Origin of the sequence: Streptomyces synnematoformans, assembly GCF_039531005.1 — a bacterium.
Lineage (GTDB): Bacteria > Actinomycetota > Actinomycetes > Streptomycetales > Streptomycetaceae > Streptomyces > Streptomyces synnematoformans.
This window is the reverse complement of sequence record NZ_BAAAPF010000185.1, coordinates 1-14,523: the sequence shown is the minus strand read 5'-3', so window position 1 is coordinate 14,523 and position 14,523 is coordinate 1. Positions and strand designations below refer to the sequence as shown.

The window sequence follows — 14,523 nt, the reverse complement described above, 5'->3', positions numbered from 1 at the left end:
GCCACCCCGGCCGCGCCCGCCCGGGTGACCGCCGAGACATCGCTGGCCGCCGCGCGGCGGGTGGGCGCCGGCGGGGGCGGGCGCGTCGGGGTGCTCAACTTCTCCTCGGCCCGCAACCCCGGCGGCGGGTACGTGCGCGGCGCCCGCGCGCAGGAGGAGGAGCTGTGCCGGGCCTCCGCGCTCTACCCGGCGCTGCTGCGGGCGCCGGAGTTCTACGCCGCCCACCGCGCCGACCGCAGCCCCTTCTACACCCACCGCGTCATCCACTCCCCCGGCGTCCCGGTGTTCCGCGACGACGCCGGCGCGCTCCTCGACGAGCCGTACGAGGTCGACTTCCTCACCTCCGCCGCCCCCAACGCCGGCGTCATCGCCCAGCGCACGCCGGCGGAGACGGGCCGGATCCCCGCGGCGCTCGCCGGGCGTGCGGAACGGGTGCTGGAGGTGGCGGCCGTCGCGGAGGTGACGGCGCTGGTGCTCGGCGCGTGGGGCTGCGGCGTGTTCCGCAACGACCCGGCGCAGGTGGCGGCGGCGTTCCGTACGCACCTGGGACCCGGCGGGCGCTTCGCGGGTCGGTTCCCGCGGCTGGTGTTCGCCGTGTGGGACCGGCAGCCGCGCTCGGCGAACCGGGCGGCGTTCGAGGCCGCGTTCGCCTCGCTCGGCACCGGCTGACGGCACCTGCTGACGGCGTCGGCGCCCGTACGGCCGCGGCGCTCACGCCCCGTGCCCGGCGCCGTCGTCGGGGGCGGCCCGCACCAGGCCCGTGCGGTACGCGATGACGACGAGCTGCGCCCGGTCGCGGGCCTCCAGCTTCGTCATCGCGCGCTGCACGTGGGCGCGGACGGTGAACGGGCTCAGGAACATCTGCTCGGCGATCTCCTGGTTGGACAGGCCGGTCGCGACCAGGGCCACCATCTCGCGCTCGCGCGGGGTGAGCACGGCGAGGCGTTCCGGGTTGTTCCGCGGTGCGCCGTCCGGGGTGGCCAGGAAGCGGGCGACCAGGGAGCGGGTCGCGGCGGGCGACAGCAGGGTGTCGCCGGCGGCGATCGTACGGACGGCGTCCACCAGTTCCCCGGCGCCGATGCCCTTGCCGATGAAGCCGCCGGCCCCGGCGCGCAGCGCCTGGGCGACGTACTCGTCGGTCTCGTACGTGGTGAGGATCAGGATGCGGCTGCCCCGCAGCTCCGGGTCGGCCGCGATCCGGGAGGTGGCGGTGAGCCCGTCCACCTCGGGCATGCGGATGTCCATGACCACCACGTCCGGGCGCAGTTCGCGGGTGAGGCTCACCGCCTCCCCGCCGTCCGCGGCCTCGCCGACGACGGTGATGTCGTCGGCGGTGTCGAGCAGCATCCGGAAGGCGCTGCGCAGCAGCGCCTGGTCGTCGGCGAGCAGTACCCGCAGCGTCGTCACGGCTCCTCCCCATCCTCTCCGTCGTCCGTACGCGTCTCGGCGCCGCGGCCGCCGTCCGCCGTCGCGTCGGCAGGACGTCCCCCGGCCGGCCCGGTCGCCCCGTCCTTGGCGGGCGGCAGCGGCAGCCGGGTGGTGACCAGGAAGCCGCCCTCCGGCCGCCGCCCCGCGGAGAGCCGGCCCCCGACCGCGGTGGCGCGTTCGCGCATCCCGATGAGGCCGTAGCCGGGCGGGCGGTCCGGGGGCCCGGACGCGGGAGGCGCCGCACCGCCGCCGTCGTCGGCGACGGTGATGGTCACGCGATCGCGGTTCCAGACCAGGCGCACCCGGGCGGTGCCGGTGCCGGCGTGCTTGGTCACGTTGGTCAGGGCCTCCTGGACGATGCGGTACGCGGTGAGGTCCACTCCCGGCGGCAGCGGCCTGGCCGCGCCCTCCTGGTCGAGCGACACCGCCAGCCCCGCCCGGCCGAAGGACTCCAGCAGCGTGGGGAGCCGGGACAGCCCGGGCGCCGGTTCTGCGGGCTCGGCTGCGTCCCCGGACTCGCGCAGCAGCCCGACCGTGGCGCGCAGGTCGTCGAGCGCGTCGCCGGTGGTCAGCACGAGTTCCCTGAGGCTCTGGCGGGTCTGCTCCGGCCGGACGTCGAAGAGGTGGGAGGCGACCGCGGCCTGCGCGTTGGCCAGGGTGATCTGGTGGGCCACCAGGTCGTGCAGCTCCCGGGCGATGCGCAGCCGTTCCTCGGCCACCCTGCGGCGCGCCTCGCTCTCCCGGCTCTTCTCCGCCCGCCGGGCGCGCTCCTCCACGGCCGCCAGGTAGGCCCGCCGGTTGTGCGCCGAGTGCCCGAGCACGCCGGCCACCAGCGGGAACGCCGCCACGGAGCCCATGCGGCTCGCGTCCTGCCAGGAGAGGTCGTCGAACCAGGGGGTGGCGGCGAGCAGCAGCGCGGCGGCGGCGAGCGACACCGCGCCCGCCGCGCGCCGCTCGGTGGGCGCGCGGAAGGCGTAGGCGTAGGCGGCGATCACGGCGGGGGCGATGATCGGCGGGCTCAGCAGCAGGCCCAGGGGCGGTACCAGCAGGCCCGCCGCGGTCGTGGCCGCCAGGGCGGCCAGGGGCGCCCGGTGCCGTACGGGCAGCACGGCACAGGACGCCACGGCGACGGCGTAGGCGGCAGCCGGCGGCGGTGTCAGCGTGTCGTCGACCTGCACCACGCCGCCGAGGAGGCAGAGCGTGAACGCGGTCGCGACGATCGCCGTCTCCCGCCACCGCGTACGACGTGGTGGCGCAACGCCGCCGGCCGGGTCCGTCACGGCCGGCTCACTGCCGGCCGACGGGGAGCCGCTGCACCGCCGCGTCCGGTCCGGCCGCGGGGGGCGGGACGCGCCTGCTCAGCGCCTCCCCCTCAATGTCCACGTTCGGCAGCACACGGTTCAGGATACGAGGCAGCCACCAGGCCCGGTGGCCCAGCAGCGCCAGCACCGCGGGCACGATCGCCATCCGGACGACGAAGGCGTCGAAGGCGACGGCGGCGGCCAGGCCGACGCCCATCGTCTGGATCGTCGGGCTGTTCATCCCGACGAACCCGGCGAACACGCTGATCATGATGATCGCCGCGGCGGCCACCACACGTCCGCTGTGCCGGAACCCGCCCGCGATCGCCTCGCCGGGGGACGCGCCGTGGACGTAGGCCTCCCGCATCCGGGTGAGGAGGAAGACCTCGTAGTCCATGGCGAGGCCGAACACGATGCCGATGATGAGGATCGGCATCAGCGACATCACCGGTCCGGTCTGCTCGATGCCGAGCAGGTCCGCCGCCCAGCCCCACTGGAAGACGGCGACGAGCACGCCGAAGGCGGCACCCACCGACAGCAGGAAGCCGAGCGCGGCCTTGAGCGGCACCAGGACCGAGCGGAAGACCACCAGGAGCAGCAGCACCGCCAGCCCGATGACCACGGTCAGATACGGCAGGAGGGCGTCGGCCATGGCCTCGGAGATGTCGATGTTCATCGCGGTGGTGCCGGTCACCAGGACGTCGGCACCCGTGCCGGCCTCGACGCCGGCGCCCGCGTCCCGGATCTCGTGCACCAGGTCCTTGGTCTCGGCGCTGTTCGGTGCGGTCTCCGGGACGGCGGTGAGGACGGCCGTGTCCCCGGCCTCGTCGAACTGCGGATCGCCGACCGACGCGACCCCGTCGACGCCCCGTACGGTCTCGACGACCCGGTCGGTCGCGGCCTCGGCGTCCGCGGCCTCCGCGTTGTCCACGACCACGGTCAGCGGGCCGTTGAAGCCGGGGCCGAAGCCTTCCGACAGCAGGTCGTAGGCGCGGCGCTGGGTGGTCTCCACCGACTTGGACTCGTCTCCGGGCAGCCCGAGTTCGAGGCTGAGCGCCGGCACGGCGACGGCGCCGAGACCGAGTCCGGCGGTCAGCAGCACCGCCACCGGACGGCGCAGCACGAACCGCGCCCAGCGGTCGCCCAGCCCGGGCCGGCCGGCCGCGGCGGGCAGCGCGTGCGGGCGCTCGCCGCCCCGCCGGAGGGCCTTGCGGACGCGCCGGGACAGGACGCGCCGGCCGAAGTAGCCGAACAGCGCGGGGACCAGGGTCAGGGCGACGAGTACGGCCAGCGCCACGGCGCCCGCGCCGCCCATGCCCATCCGGGTCAGCTCGGGGATGCCGACGACCCCCAGTCCGACCAGGGCGATGAAGACGGTCGCGCCCGCGAAGACGACGGCGGACCCGGCCGTGCCGACCGCCCGGCCGGCGGCCTCCTCCGGATCGCCGACCCGGGCGAGTTCGTCGCGGAACCGGGAGGTGATGAAGAGCGCGTAGTCGATGCCGACGGCCAGCCCCAGCATCAGCGCCAGGATGGCGACGGTGGACGTCAGCCCGAGCGGCACCGCCAGCGCGGAGACCAGTCCGAAGGCGATGGCCACGCCCACGACGGCGGTCAGCAGGGACAGCCCGGCCGCGACCAGCGAGCCGAGGGCGAGGACCAGCACCAGGGCGGCCACCGCCACGCCGACGATCTCCGTCGTGCCGCCCGGTTCCTCCTCGGCGTCCAGCGCCGACCCGCCGATCTCGACGGTCAGCCCGGCGTCCCCGGCCTGGTCCGCGGCGTCCTCCAGGGCGCTCTTCGTCTCGCCGGTCAGGTCGACGGCTCCCACGGAGTAGGTGACCGTGGAGTAGGCGATGGTGCCGTCCTTGCTGACCGCGCCGGTCTCGTACGGGTCGGTGGCGGACTCGACCTGGTCGCCTGCGGCCAGCGAGCCGAGCGTGTCCTCGACCGCCGCCCGGTGCTCCGCGGCCGTCACCCGCTGCCCGTCGGGGGCCTGGAACACGAGGCGGGCCTCCGCGCCCTGCGAGTTGCCGTCGGGGAAGCGCTCGTCGAGCAGGTCGAACGCCTGCTGCGATTCGGTGCCGGGCATGGAGAGGTCTTCCTCCTCCCCGGCCGGCGCGACGGCGGCCCCGGCGATGGCCAGCAGCAGCGCGCCCAGCCACACGCGCAGCACGAGCCGCCGCCGCCGGAAGGACCACCGTCCGATCCGGTAGAGAAACGTCGCCACTTCTTGATCACTCCAGACACCGGGAGGAGGGGAGAGCGCGGGATTTCGCGCGCTTCCCACACTCCCGCCCGGTGCCTCGCGGAACATCGTCTGCCGTGGCCGTCTTCGCCTGGTGCGCCCGGACCGGTCACCGGCGGGTCCTGGTGCGTACGCACCAGGACCCGGTGTGCGGCGGCGGGGCGGGCTACTCCTCGAAGTCCTCGACGAAGTAGCTGTCGTGCCGGATGCGGAACTGCTTCAGCTCCTCACCGCCGCGCCGCGCCATCTCCGCGACCCGTTCGAAGTACTCCTCGCGCGGCGCGCCCGGGGTGAAGAGCATCAGCATGCGGACCGGCTCGTCGGTGGCGTTCCTGAAGGCGTGCAGCCCGCCGACGGGCACGTAGAGGAAGTCCCCCGCGCCCCCCGTCACCCACCGGTCGCCGTCGTACAACTCCAGCGCGCCGGACAGCACGTAGAAGGACTCCGCCATCGCCTTGTGGAAGTGCGTCCTGGCCCCGGGCGAGCGCGGGCCGAGCTGCACGTCGTACAGGCCGAACTCGCCGCCGGTCGACTGCCCGGTGGCCAGGTAGCGGGTGAAGCCGCCCGGCGAGGTGAGGTCCGGCGGTGCCCCGGCCGGCCGGAACACCGCGTTCACCTCGCCCCTGTCGCCGTGGTAACGGGGCTCGGGGTAGGCGAGGTCCTCGGGGTACGACACGGTGCGCTCCTTCCGGCGGGTCTCCCGGCATCGTGTCCCGGGCGCCGCGGGGGCGGCATCGGGCCACCGGACGATCTTCGCCGCCGCCGGTCCGAGGTCCCGGGGCCTAGGCCGGGCCCTCGCCGTGCGCGCGGGTGTCGGGGGCGCGGTGCTCGGCGGCGATGCCGAAGGGGCGTTCGCCGGTGGCAGATCCGGCGGTGGGCGCCGGGCGTACGCCGGAGACCGTGGTGATCACCTGTTCCTCGGCCGGCGGGTTCTCAAGATCGTCGAGTTTCTCCAGGTCGGCGGCGGAGACCAGGGCCACGAGGGGGCGGCCGTGGCGGGTGACCACGACCCGCTCGCCGCCGTAGACCACGCGGTTGATCAGATCGGCCAGCTCCGCACGGGCTTGCGTCACCGGAATTTCGTACGCCATGCTCCCAGCATAACCGGATGTACATCCTGTACATTTTTTACGGAGAGCCGCGGAGAGGGAGAGGTGCTGCAGACCATGGACAGGCCCACGGCGCGCTACGTGCTGCCGGAGTTCACCGAGCGCACGAGCAGCGGGACGCGCACCCAGGATCCGTACGCGAAGCTGCTGGAGGAGCGGATCGTCTTCCTCGGCACCCAGATCGACGACGTCTCGGCGAACGACGTGATGGCCCAGCTCATGCATCTGGAGCACGCCGCTCCCGACCAGGACATCTCGCTCTACCTCAACTCGCCCGGCGGCTCGTTCACCGCGATGACCGCGATCTACGACACGATGCAGTTCGTGACCAGCGACATCGAGACCGTCTGCCTCGGCCAGGCGGCGTCCGCCGCCGCCGTGCTGCTGGCCGCGGGCACCCCCGGCAAGCGCTACGTGCTGCCCGGCGCGCGGGTGCTCATCCACCAGCCGTCGTTCGCCGAGCCGGTGCGCGGGCAGGCGACCGACCTGGAGATCCACGCACGGGAGCTGCTGCGCCACCGCGAGCTGCTGGAGGAGCTGCTCGCCAAGCACTCCGGCACCCCGGTCGAGCAGATCCGCACGGACATCGAGCGCGACAAGATCCTCGACGCCCCGGCGGCCGTCGCGTACGGGCTGGCCGACCGGCTGACCGAGAGCCGCAAGGGCACGGGGTCACCGCGCTACGGGAGGTGACCGGGCATGCTGCCGCCCGAACTGCCGCCGCTGCCCGCGCTGACGCGCGCGGAGGCGGAGCTGGTCGACCGCTATCTGGAGGCGGTCGACCAGCTGGGCCGGATCAACCCGGCGCGCGGCACGGACACGTACGCCGGCCTGCGCGCCGCGCAGGCGCTCGTACGCACCGCCGCCGGGCTGCGGGACGCGCTGGCGCTGATGCACGAGCGGCGCGAGAGCCGTATCCACGCGGCGACGATGGCACGCGCCCTGCGGGTGCTCGACGGGGAGCGGCGCAGCCGGCTGGTGGCGGTGCCGCCCGGGCCGCGGGAGCCCGACGGGGCGCCGTGACGGGCCGGCGGGCGCGGAGGCGCCGCCGGTGGTAGACGAGGAGTAGGACGCGGCGAGCGGGCTAGCGGAAAGTACATGGAGCGAAACCGGAACGAGGACGGGCACGGTGCGGCGGAGCCGGCCGCGCAGACGGAGGAGCCGGCGGCATCCGTGGTGCCGACGCGCCGCGAGACCCCGCTGGAGCGGGACGACCGCAACTTCGTGGAGCTGCTCCAGGAGCTGCGGGTGACGCAGACGGGCGTACAGATCCTCTTCGCCTTCCTGCTGACCCTCGCGTTCACCGAGCGCTTCACCGAGCTGGACGCGCTGCAGCGCGGGACGTACGTGACGACGCTGCTGCTGTCCGTGGCCGCGGCGGTGCTCTTCACCGCCCCCGCGGCGGTGCACCGGGGGCTGTTCCGGCGCCGGGCGAAACGCCGCATCGTCGACGTGTCCTCGCGGCTGGCGGCCGCGGGGCTGGGTGTGCTGGCGCTCGCGCTGTCCGGCGCGGTGATGCTCGTGGTGGACGTGGTCCTGGGGCGTGCGGAGGGGGTGGCGGCGGGCGCGTCCGTGCTGGTGTTCACCGCGGGGCTGTGGGCGGTGCTGCCGTGGGGGCTGGGCAGGTCCCTTGCCGGGTCGGCGCGGCGGGACGACGGACGGGGGTGAGCCCGGCCGTCAGAGCGTGCCCGGGTCGGTGTTCGCGCCGCAGAGCACGACGGCCACCCGCTCCCCCGCCCGCGGCTTGTACGCGCCCGTGGTCAGCGCCGCGAGCGCCGTGCCCGCGGCGTGCTCGACGACGAGCCGGTGGTCGTCCCACAGCCGCCGCCGGGCCGTCGCGATGCCGGCGTCGGTGACGAGCACCGAGGTGGTGCCCGGCCGCTGCGCCCAGGCCAGCGCGTCGCGGGACGTACGGGACGCGCCCAGGGAGTCCGCGGCGACGGAGTCGACGGGGACGTCGACCACCTCCCCGGCGGCCAGCGCGGCGTTCAGCGCCCGGCAGTTCTCCGGCTCGACGGCGACGACGCCGATGCCGTGCCGCGCGGCGGCCGCGGCCACACCCGCGTACAGCCCGCCGCCGCCGACCGCGACGACGACGGTGTCGACGCCGCCGGGCACCGCGGCCGCGATCTCCGGCAGCAGCGTCCCGGCGCCGGCGGAGATCAGCGGGTGGTCGTAGGCGTGCGAGGTGAGCGCACCGGTCTCGGCGGCCAGCGCGCGCGACGCGGCCAGCGCCTCGCCGTACGTCCGGCCCGCCAGCCGCACGTCGGCACCGAGGCCGCGCAGCCGCTCGACCTTGAACTCCGGCGCGGTGACCGGCAGGAAGACCTGCGCGGGCACGCCGTGCCGGGCGGCCGCCCAGGCGCAGGCGAGCCCGGCGTTGCCGCCGGAGGCGATGAGCACGCCGGCGTCCGGCATCCGTCCGGCGGCGGCGTGGGCGGCGGTGAAGTTCAGGGCGCCGCGCGCTTTGAAGGAGCCGGTGTGCTGGAGGAACTCAAGGGCGAACCACACCTCGGCGTCCGGTGCCACCTCCGCGTCCGCGGGCGTGACGGCGACCGGGCGGACCCGTCCCGCGATGCGCTCCGCGGCGCCGTGGACGTCCTCGTGGCTGACGGGCTGCTCGGTCATGCCTCCAGGATGGACCAGCGCGGTGGGCGGGCGGGACGCGGGGCCGCTGCTTCAGGGCTCCGGCACCGCCCGCCAGGGCAGGGCGATCCAGACCGTCTTGCCGCCGTCGTCGGCGGCGGCGACGGACAGCCGTCCGCCCGACTCCGCGACGAGGCACCGGACGATGGCCAGGCCCCGCCCGTTGTCCTGCTGGACGGCGGCGGGCAGCCGGCGCGGCCACCGCGGGTGGCTGTCGCTGACCCCGACGCGCACCTGCTCGTCCCGTACGAGCAGCAGCCGCACGGTGAACGTCGGGGACTGCCCGCGGGTGTGCTGGACGGCGTTCGTGGCCAGCTCCGAGACGACGAGCCGGACCGTGTCCGCCGCGTCCGCGCCTTCCGGCAGACCCCATTTCCCGAGAATGTCAGTGACATATTTCCGCGCCTGCGCAACCGAAGCGGCCTCACTGGGCAGCGTGACGGATGCTTCGCGGTGGTCTGCCATTGCGACGCCGTCCTTTCGCACATGAGTGCCGGACTCCGACGCGTGCCCGCTGAAGTCGAGGACCTCTTCGGGTTGTTGTCCGCGTCGCGGTGCCACCGATCGTGCCCGGCGCGCGGGCCCGCCACCAGGTTATGCATATATCTGTCGCTCGAAGCGGTGAACTCTGCCGTGAGAGACCGTATTCGGACGGCAGACTGACGGTTGTTACGCGTTCGGCGGAGCGGCCGGGAGGGGCGTCATGCGCAGTGGGCCGGCGGTACGCCGCGCCAAGCTGGGTGCGGAGCTGCGCAGGCTGCGCGGCGAGGCGGGGCTGACCAGCGGGCAGGCGGCGCAGCTGGTCGGCTGGCACCAGTCGAAGATCAGCCGCATGGAGACCGGCAGGTCGGCGGCCAAGGCAGCCGACGTGGTAAGGCTGCTCGACGCGTACGGGGTCACCGACCCCGAGCTGCGCACGCTGCTGGAGTCGCTGGCCGCGGCGCCGCGCGACGGGGGCGGGGACCGCTGGTGGAGCGCGTACCGGGAGCTGCTGCCGGCCGCGTACCGGGACTTCATCAGCCTGGAGGCGGAGGCGTCCGCGGTGCGCACCCTGGAGACGTCGGTGGTCCCGGGGCTGCTGCAGACGCGGCGGTACGCGCTGGCGGTGACCCGGGCGGCCGTCGCCGGCGCGCCGCGCCGTGAGGTGGAGTCGCTGGTGGAGGTGCGGATAGCGCGGCAGGCGGTGCTGCGCTCGGCGCGCCCGCCGCGGCTGCACGCGGTGCTCGACGAGGCGGTGCTGCGGCGGCGCGTGGGCGGTCCGGGAGTGATGGCCGAGCAGCTGCGGCACCTGCGCCGGATGGGCGCGCTTCCGCACGTGCGCGTGCAGATCCTGCCCTTTTCCGCCGGCGAGCACGTCGGCCTCACCGGGCCTTTCGTTATCTTCTCCTATTCGCGCAGCCCTGATCTCGACGTGGTCGTTGTCGACCATTTGATGAGTAGCATCCACCTGGAAAGGAAAGAAGACTTACGGGCGTACCTGACCGCCTTTGCTTCGCTGCAGGCGAGCGCCCTTTCGCACAAGGGGTCCATGTCGTTCATCGCCGCGCTCGGCGCGGACGCAAAGGAGGCACCATGACCGCCATGCCTCGGTACGTCTCCTCCGCTACGGCACTCCACGGCATCCGGTGGCGGCGCAGTTCGTACAGCACGGGGGCGAACAACTGCGTCGAGGCCGCCTTTCCCGTGGGGCCGGGGTCCGGCGGGCTGCTCGCCGTGCGGGACTCCGCCGACGCGGAGGGGCCCGCGCTGCTGTTCCGGGCCGAGGCGTGGCGCGCGTTCGTCGCGGCGGTCAGGGACGACGAGTTCGCGCCGGGCGCGCGGGGCCCGTACGCCTAGCGCGCGGGTCCCGCACGCCGGGCCCCGGGTGCTCCGGTGCGCCCGGGTGCCGGCTCCGGGACCGCGGGCGCCGTCCGTACCACCGTCTCGACGGCGGTGTCCACCTGCTGCTCCGTCAGGTCGGCGCGGGCGGTCAGCCGCAGCCGCGCGATGCCGTCGGGGACCGACGGCGGGCGGAAGCAGCCGACCGCCACCCCCGCCCCGCGGCACGCCGCCGCCCACGCCACCGCCGCCTCGGGCGACGGGGCGCGTACCGACACCACCGCCGCGTCGGGGCGTACGGCCGTCAGCCCGGCGGCCGTGAGCCCGCCGTGCAGCCGCTGCGCCGCCTCCCCGGCCGCCGCGGCCCGCTCCGGTTCACTGCGCAGCAGCCGCAGCGCGGCGAGCGCCGCGCCGGCGGCGGCGGGGTCGAGGGCGGTCTCCTCGATGAACGTGCGCGCGGTGTTCACCAGGTGCTCGATCACCCGCACCGGCCCCAGCACCGCGCCGCCCTGGCTGCCCAGCGCCTTCGACAGCGTGACGGTGGCGACGACGTCGGCGGCGCCCGTCAGGCCCGCCGCGTGCAGCGAGCCGCGTCCGCCGTCCCCGAGCACGCCGAGCCCGTGGGCGTCGTCCACCAGCAGCCCGGCCCCGTGGGCGCGGCACACCGCCGCCAGCGCGGGCAGGTCCGCGGCGTCGCCGTCGACGGAGAAGACCCCGTCGGAGACCGCCAGGGCCCGTCCGGCGAAGCCGTCGAGCGCCTTGGCCGCCGCCTTCGCGTCGGCGTGCGGGACGACGACGACGTCGGCCCGGGAGAGCCGGCAGCCGTCGATGAGCGAGGCGTGGTTGCCCGCGTCCGAGACCACGAGGGTGCCGCGGTCGCTCAGAGCGGTGACGGCGGCGAGGTTGGCGGCGTAGCCGGAAGAGAGGACGAGCCCGGCCTCGAAGCCGCAGAACGCCGCGAGTTCGCTCTCCAGCTCCGCGTGCAGCCCGGTGCTGCCGCTGACGAGCCGGGAGCCGGTGGCGCCCGCGCCCCAGCGGCGGGCCGCACCGGCCGCGGCGGCGGTGACCTCGGGGTGCCGGGCGAGACCGAGGTAGTCGTTGCCGTACAGGTCGAGCAGCGGGTCGTCGTGCGCGCGGGGGCGCACCGCGCGCACCAGACCGGCGCGCCGCCGCGCTTCGGCCTGCGCGTCGATCCAGTCGAAGGCGTGACGGGGCATGCGGTTCCTTGTTCGGCGGGCAGTGTCTGCACCGTAGTGCGCGCGTGGGCGCGCGGGGGTGTGGCGATGAGCACAGAAGACATCGGCACCCGTTGTGCGATACCCCATTGGCCCGGGCCGGTGCGGTGGGCGAGGATCGGCGCCATGGACCTGCTTTCGACGCTGGTGGACAAGGGACTGCGGCGCGAGGCGCCCACCCGGGACGAGGCCCTGGCCGTGCTGCGCACCCCGGACGAGGACGTCCTCGACGTCGTCGCGGCCGCCGGGAGGGTGCGCCGGGCGTTCTTCGGCCGCCGGGTGAAACTGAACTACCTGGTCAATCTCAAGTCGGGGCTGTGCCCCGAGGACTGTTCGTACTGCTCGCAGCGACTGGGCTCCGGGGCGGGGATCCTCAAGTACTCGTGGCTGAAGGCCGACGAGGCGGCCGAGGCGGCGGCGGCCGGGGTGGCGGGCGGCGCCAAGCGGGTCTGTCTGGTCGCCAGCGGACGCGGGCCCACCGACCGGGACGTCGACCGCGTCTCCGAGACCATCGCCGCCATCAAGGACCGGCACGGCGACGTGGAGGTGTGCGCCTGCCTCGGGCTGCTCTCCGACGGCCAGGCGGAGCGGCTGAAGTCGGCGGGCGCGGACGCGTACAACCACAACCTCAACACCTCCGAGGCGACGTACGCGGACATCTGCACCACCCACGGCTACGAGGACCGCGTGCAGACCGTGCAGCAGGCGCAGGCGGCCGGGATGTCGGCGTGCTCCGGGCTCATCGCGGGGATGGGCGAGAGCGACGAGGACCTGGTGGACGTGGTCTTCGCGCTGCGCGCGCTGGACCCGGACTCGGTGCCGGTCAACTTCCTCATCCCGTTCGAGGGCACGCCGCTGGCCGGGGAGTGGGACCTCACACCGCGGCGCTGCCTGAAGATCCTCGCGATGACGCGGTTCGTGTGCCCGGACGTGGAGGTGCGGCTGGCCGGCGGGCGGGAGATCCACCTGCGGACGCTGCAGCCGCTGGCCCTGCACCTGGCCAACTCGGTGTTCCTCGGCGACTATCTGACCAGCGAGGGGCAGGCGGGAAAGGCGGACCTGGAGATGATCGCCGACGCCGGGTTCGAGGTGGAGGAGGCGGGGACGACGACGCTGCCGCCGCACCGCGCGGACGGGCCGGCCGCGGCGGACCCGCCCGCCGGCGAGCCGGTGCGGGAGGCGGGAACGGCGGGGACGGCGCGTACGGACCTGGTCGCCGTACGGCGCCGCGGGGCCGGAACGGAACTGCCGCCGAATGCCTGAGCCGTTGCCGCCCCGGCGGCTGCTCGACCTGGACCGCGAGCACGTCTGGCACCCCTACGGGCCCATGCCCGGCCGACAGGAGCCGCTGGTCGTCTCCTCCGCCGCGGGCGTGCGGCTGCGGCTGGCCGAGCCGGCGTGGGGCGTGGACGAGCTGGTCGACGGGATGTCGTCGTGGTGGTCGGCGATCCACGGCTACCGGCACCCCGCGCTCGACGCCGCCGCCCGCGGGCAGCTGGAGCGCATGAGCCACGTGATGTTCGGCGGGCTCACCCACGAGCCGGCGGTGCGGCTGGCGGCCCGGCTGGTGGAGGTCGCGCCGGAGCCGCTGCGGCACGTCTTCCTCAGCGACTCGGGTTCGGTGTCGGTCGAGGTCGCGGTCAAGATGTGCCTGCAGTACTGGCGTTCGCGCGGCCGGCCGGGCAAGCACCGGCTGATGACGTGGCGCGGCGGCTACCACGGGGACACCTGGCAGCCGATGTCGGTCTGCGACCCGGAGGGCGGCATGCACGGGCTGTGGTCCGGCGTGCTGCCGCGGCAGCTGTTCGCCGGGGTGCCGCCGGCGGGCTTCGACGCGCCGGTCTCCGGGGCGTACGAACGAGAGCTGCGCGACCTCGTGGCACGGCACGCGGACGAGCTGGCCGCGGTCGTCGTGGAGCCGGTCATCCAGGGCGCCGGCGGCATGCGCTTCACCTCGCCCGGCTATCTGCGGGTGCTGCGCGAGGCGTGCGACGAGCACGGGGTGCTGCTGGTGTTCGACGAGATCGCCACCGGCTTCGGCCGCACCGGCGAGTTCTTCGCCGCGGACCACGCCGGCGTCACGCCCGACGTGATGTGCGTCGGCAAGGCGCTGACCGGCGGCTACCTGTCGATGGCCGCGACGCTGTGCACGCCCGAGGTCGCGGCGGGCATCTCGGCGGGCGAGGTGCCGGTGCTCGCCCACGGCCCGACGTTCATGGGCAACCCGCTGGCCTCGGCCGTCGCGCTGGCCTCGCTCGACCTGCTGGCCGACGGCGGCTGGCGCGAGGACGTCAAGCGCATCGAGAGCGGGCTGCGGGAAGGTCTCGCCGGGGCGGCGCAGCTGCCGGGAGTCGTGGACGTGCGGGTGCTGGGCGCCGTCGGCGTCGTCCAGCTCGACCACCCCGTGGACATGGCCGCCGCCACCCGGGCCGCGGTCGGCGCGGGGGTGTGGCTGCGGCCGTTCCGCGACCTGATCTACACCATGCCGCCGTACGTGACCGGGGACGCCGACCTCGCCCGGGTGTGCGCCGCCGTACGCGCCGCGGCGGCGGCCGGCTGACGGGCGGGGGGGGGAGACGCGGCGATGGGCAGCGTGCTCGTGGTCACCGGAACCTCGACCGGCGTGGGCAAGACGGTCGTCACCGCCGCGGTGGCCGCCGCGGCGCTGGCGCGGGGCCGCTCGGTGGCCGTGCTCAAGCCGGCGCAGACCGGCGTGGCGCCCGGCGAGCCGGGCGACG

17 protein-coding genes are annotated in these 14,523 nt (G+C 75.1%); 9 read left to right on the top strand and 8 right to left on the bottom strand.

Annotated features, from left to right (window positions below):
• A partial coding sequence (locus tag ABD317_RS23845; RefSeq protein WP_344291958.1) for a TIGR02452 family protein occupies positions 1–669 on the top strand: 669 nt, incomplete at its 5' end.
• Positions 670–711: 42 nt separating this feature from the next.
• Here the strand turns inward: ABD317_RS23845 and ABD317_RS23840 are convergent.
• The 5 genes from ABD317_RS23840 to ABD317_RS23820 form a co-directional block, all read right to left on the bottom strand.
• Positions 712–1,407, bottom strand: coding sequence for a response regulator (locus ABD317_RS23840; protein ID WP_027757621.1), 696 nt, complete (start codon positions 1,405–1,407; stop codon positions 712–714).
• Positions 1,404–2,708: a sensor histidine kinase gene (locus ABD317_RS23835; protein ID WP_344291957.1), complete on the bottom strand. Its 1,305-nt coding sequence runs from the start codon at positions 2,706–2,708 to the stop codon at positions 1,404–1,406. The genes ABD317_RS23840 and ABD317_RS23835 overlap by 4 nt, the downstream gene beginning before the upstream one ends.
• 7 nt (positions 2,709–2,715) lie before the next feature.
• A complete protein-coding gene (locus ABD317_RS23830) occupies positions 2,716–4,959 on the bottom strand; it encodes an MMPL family transporter (RefSeq protein ID WP_344291956.1) in 2,244 nt (747 codons plus the stop codon).
• 184 nt (positions 4,960–5,143) lie between these two features.
• The gene (locus ABD317_RS23825; protein ID WP_344291955.1) at positions 5,144–5,653 is read right to left on the bottom strand and encodes a cupin domain-containing protein; all 510 of its coding nucleotides are present in this window, start codon (positions 5,651–5,653) and stop codon (positions 5,144–5,146) included.
• Positions 5,654–5,759: 106 nt separating this feature from the next.
• Positions 5,760–6,068: a type II toxin-antitoxin system Phd/YefM family antitoxin gene (locus ABD317_RS23820; protein ID WP_344291954.1), complete on the bottom strand. Its 309-nt coding sequence runs from the start codon at positions 6,066–6,068 to the stop codon at positions 5,760–5,762.
• A gap of 75 nt (positions 6,069–6,143) precedes the next feature.
• On the opposite strand from ABD317_RS23820, the gene ABD317_RS23815 reads away from it, so the two are divergent.
• From ABD317_RS23815 to ABD317_RS23805, 3 genes are all read left to right on the top strand, one after another.
• Positions 6,144–6,779, top strand: coding sequence for an ATP-dependent Clp protease proteolytic subunit (locus tag ABD317_RS23815; protein ID WP_344291953.1), 636 nt, complete (start codon positions 6,144–6,146; stop codon positions 6,777–6,779).
• Between the two features lie 6 nt (positions 6,780–6,785).
• Positions 6,786–7,109 (top strand): hypothetical protein, encoded by a 324-nt coding sequence (locus ABD317_RS23810; protein ID WP_027757616.1) that lies wholly within the window; start codon positions 6,786–6,788, stop codon positions 7,107–7,109.
• A gap of 75 nt (positions 7,110–7,184) precedes the next feature.
• Positions 7,185–7,754 carry a DUF6328 family protein gene (locus ABD317_RS23805; RefSeq protein WP_344291952.1) on the top strand — a complete coding sequence of 190 codons (570 nt, stop codon included), beginning with the start codon at positions 7,185–7,187 and terminating at the stop codon, positions 7,752–7,754.
• Between the two features lie 9 nt (positions 7,755–7,763).
• Here the strand turns inward: ABD317_RS23805 and ABD317_RS23800 are convergent, their stop codons facing one another.
• Positions 7,764–8,714, bottom strand: a complete 951-nt coding sequence (locus ABD317_RS23800; protein ID WP_344291951.1) for a serine/threonine dehydratase — start codon at positions 8,712–8,714, stop codon at positions 7,764–7,766.
• 51 nt (positions 8,715–8,765) lie between these two features.
• Entirely contained in the window at positions 8,766–9,197 is a 432-nt protein-coding gene (locus ABD317_RS23795) for an ATP-binding protein (protein WP_344291950.1), read from the bottom strand.
• Between the two features lie 238 nt (positions 9,198–9,435).
• On the opposite strand from ABD317_RS23795, the gene ABD317_RS23790 reads away from it, so the two are divergent.
• Both ABD317_RS23790 and ABD317_RS23785 read left to right on the top strand, forming a co-directional pair.
• The gene (locus ABD317_RS23790; protein WP_344291949.1) at positions 9,436–10,308 is read left to right on the top strand and encodes a helix-turn-helix domain-containing protein; all 873 of its coding nucleotides are present in this window, start codon (positions 9,436–9,438) and stop codon (positions 10,306–10,308) included.
• Positions 10,305–10,568 carry a DUF397 domain-containing protein gene (locus tag ABD317_RS23785; protein WP_344291948.1) on the top strand — a complete coding sequence of 88 codons (264 nt, stop codon included), beginning with the start codon at positions 10,305–10,307 and terminating at the stop codon, positions 10,566–10,568. The genes ABD317_RS23790 and ABD317_RS23785 overlap by 4 nt, the downstream gene beginning before the upstream one ends.
• Here ABD317_RS23785 and ABD317_RS23780 read toward each other — a convergent pair.
• Positions 10,565–11,767 (bottom strand): 8-amino-7-oxononanoate synthase, encoded by a 1,203-nt coding sequence (locus tag ABD317_RS23780; protein WP_344291947.1) that lies wholly within the window; start codon positions 11,765–11,767, stop codon positions 10,565–10,567. The two genes, ABD317_RS23785 and ABD317_RS23780, sit on opposite strands and share 4 nt — an antisense overlap.
• A 144-nt stretch (positions 11,768–11,911) precedes the next feature.
• Here ABD317_RS23780 and bioB point away from each other — a divergent pair, with 144 nt between their 5' ends.
• From bioB to ABD317_RS23765, 3 genes are all read left to right on the top strand, one after another.
• Positions 11,912–13,048 (top strand): biotin synthase BioB, encoded by a 1,137-nt coding sequence (gene bioB, locus ABD317_RS23775; protein WP_027757610.1) that lies wholly within the window; start codon positions 11,912–11,914, stop codon positions 13,046–13,048.
• A complete protein-coding gene (locus tag ABD317_RS23770; RefSeq protein WP_344291946.1) occupies positions 13,041–14,345 on the top strand; it encodes an adenosylmethionine--8-amino-7-oxononanoate transaminase in 1,305 nt (434 codons plus the stop codon). Before bioB ends, ABD317_RS23770 begins: the two co-directional genes overlap by 8 nt.
• 24 nt (positions 14,346–14,369) lie before the next feature.
• Positions 14,370–14,523: AAA family ATPase (locus ABD317_RS23765; protein WP_344291959.1), on the top strand; the 154-nt coding region annotated here is incomplete at its 3' end.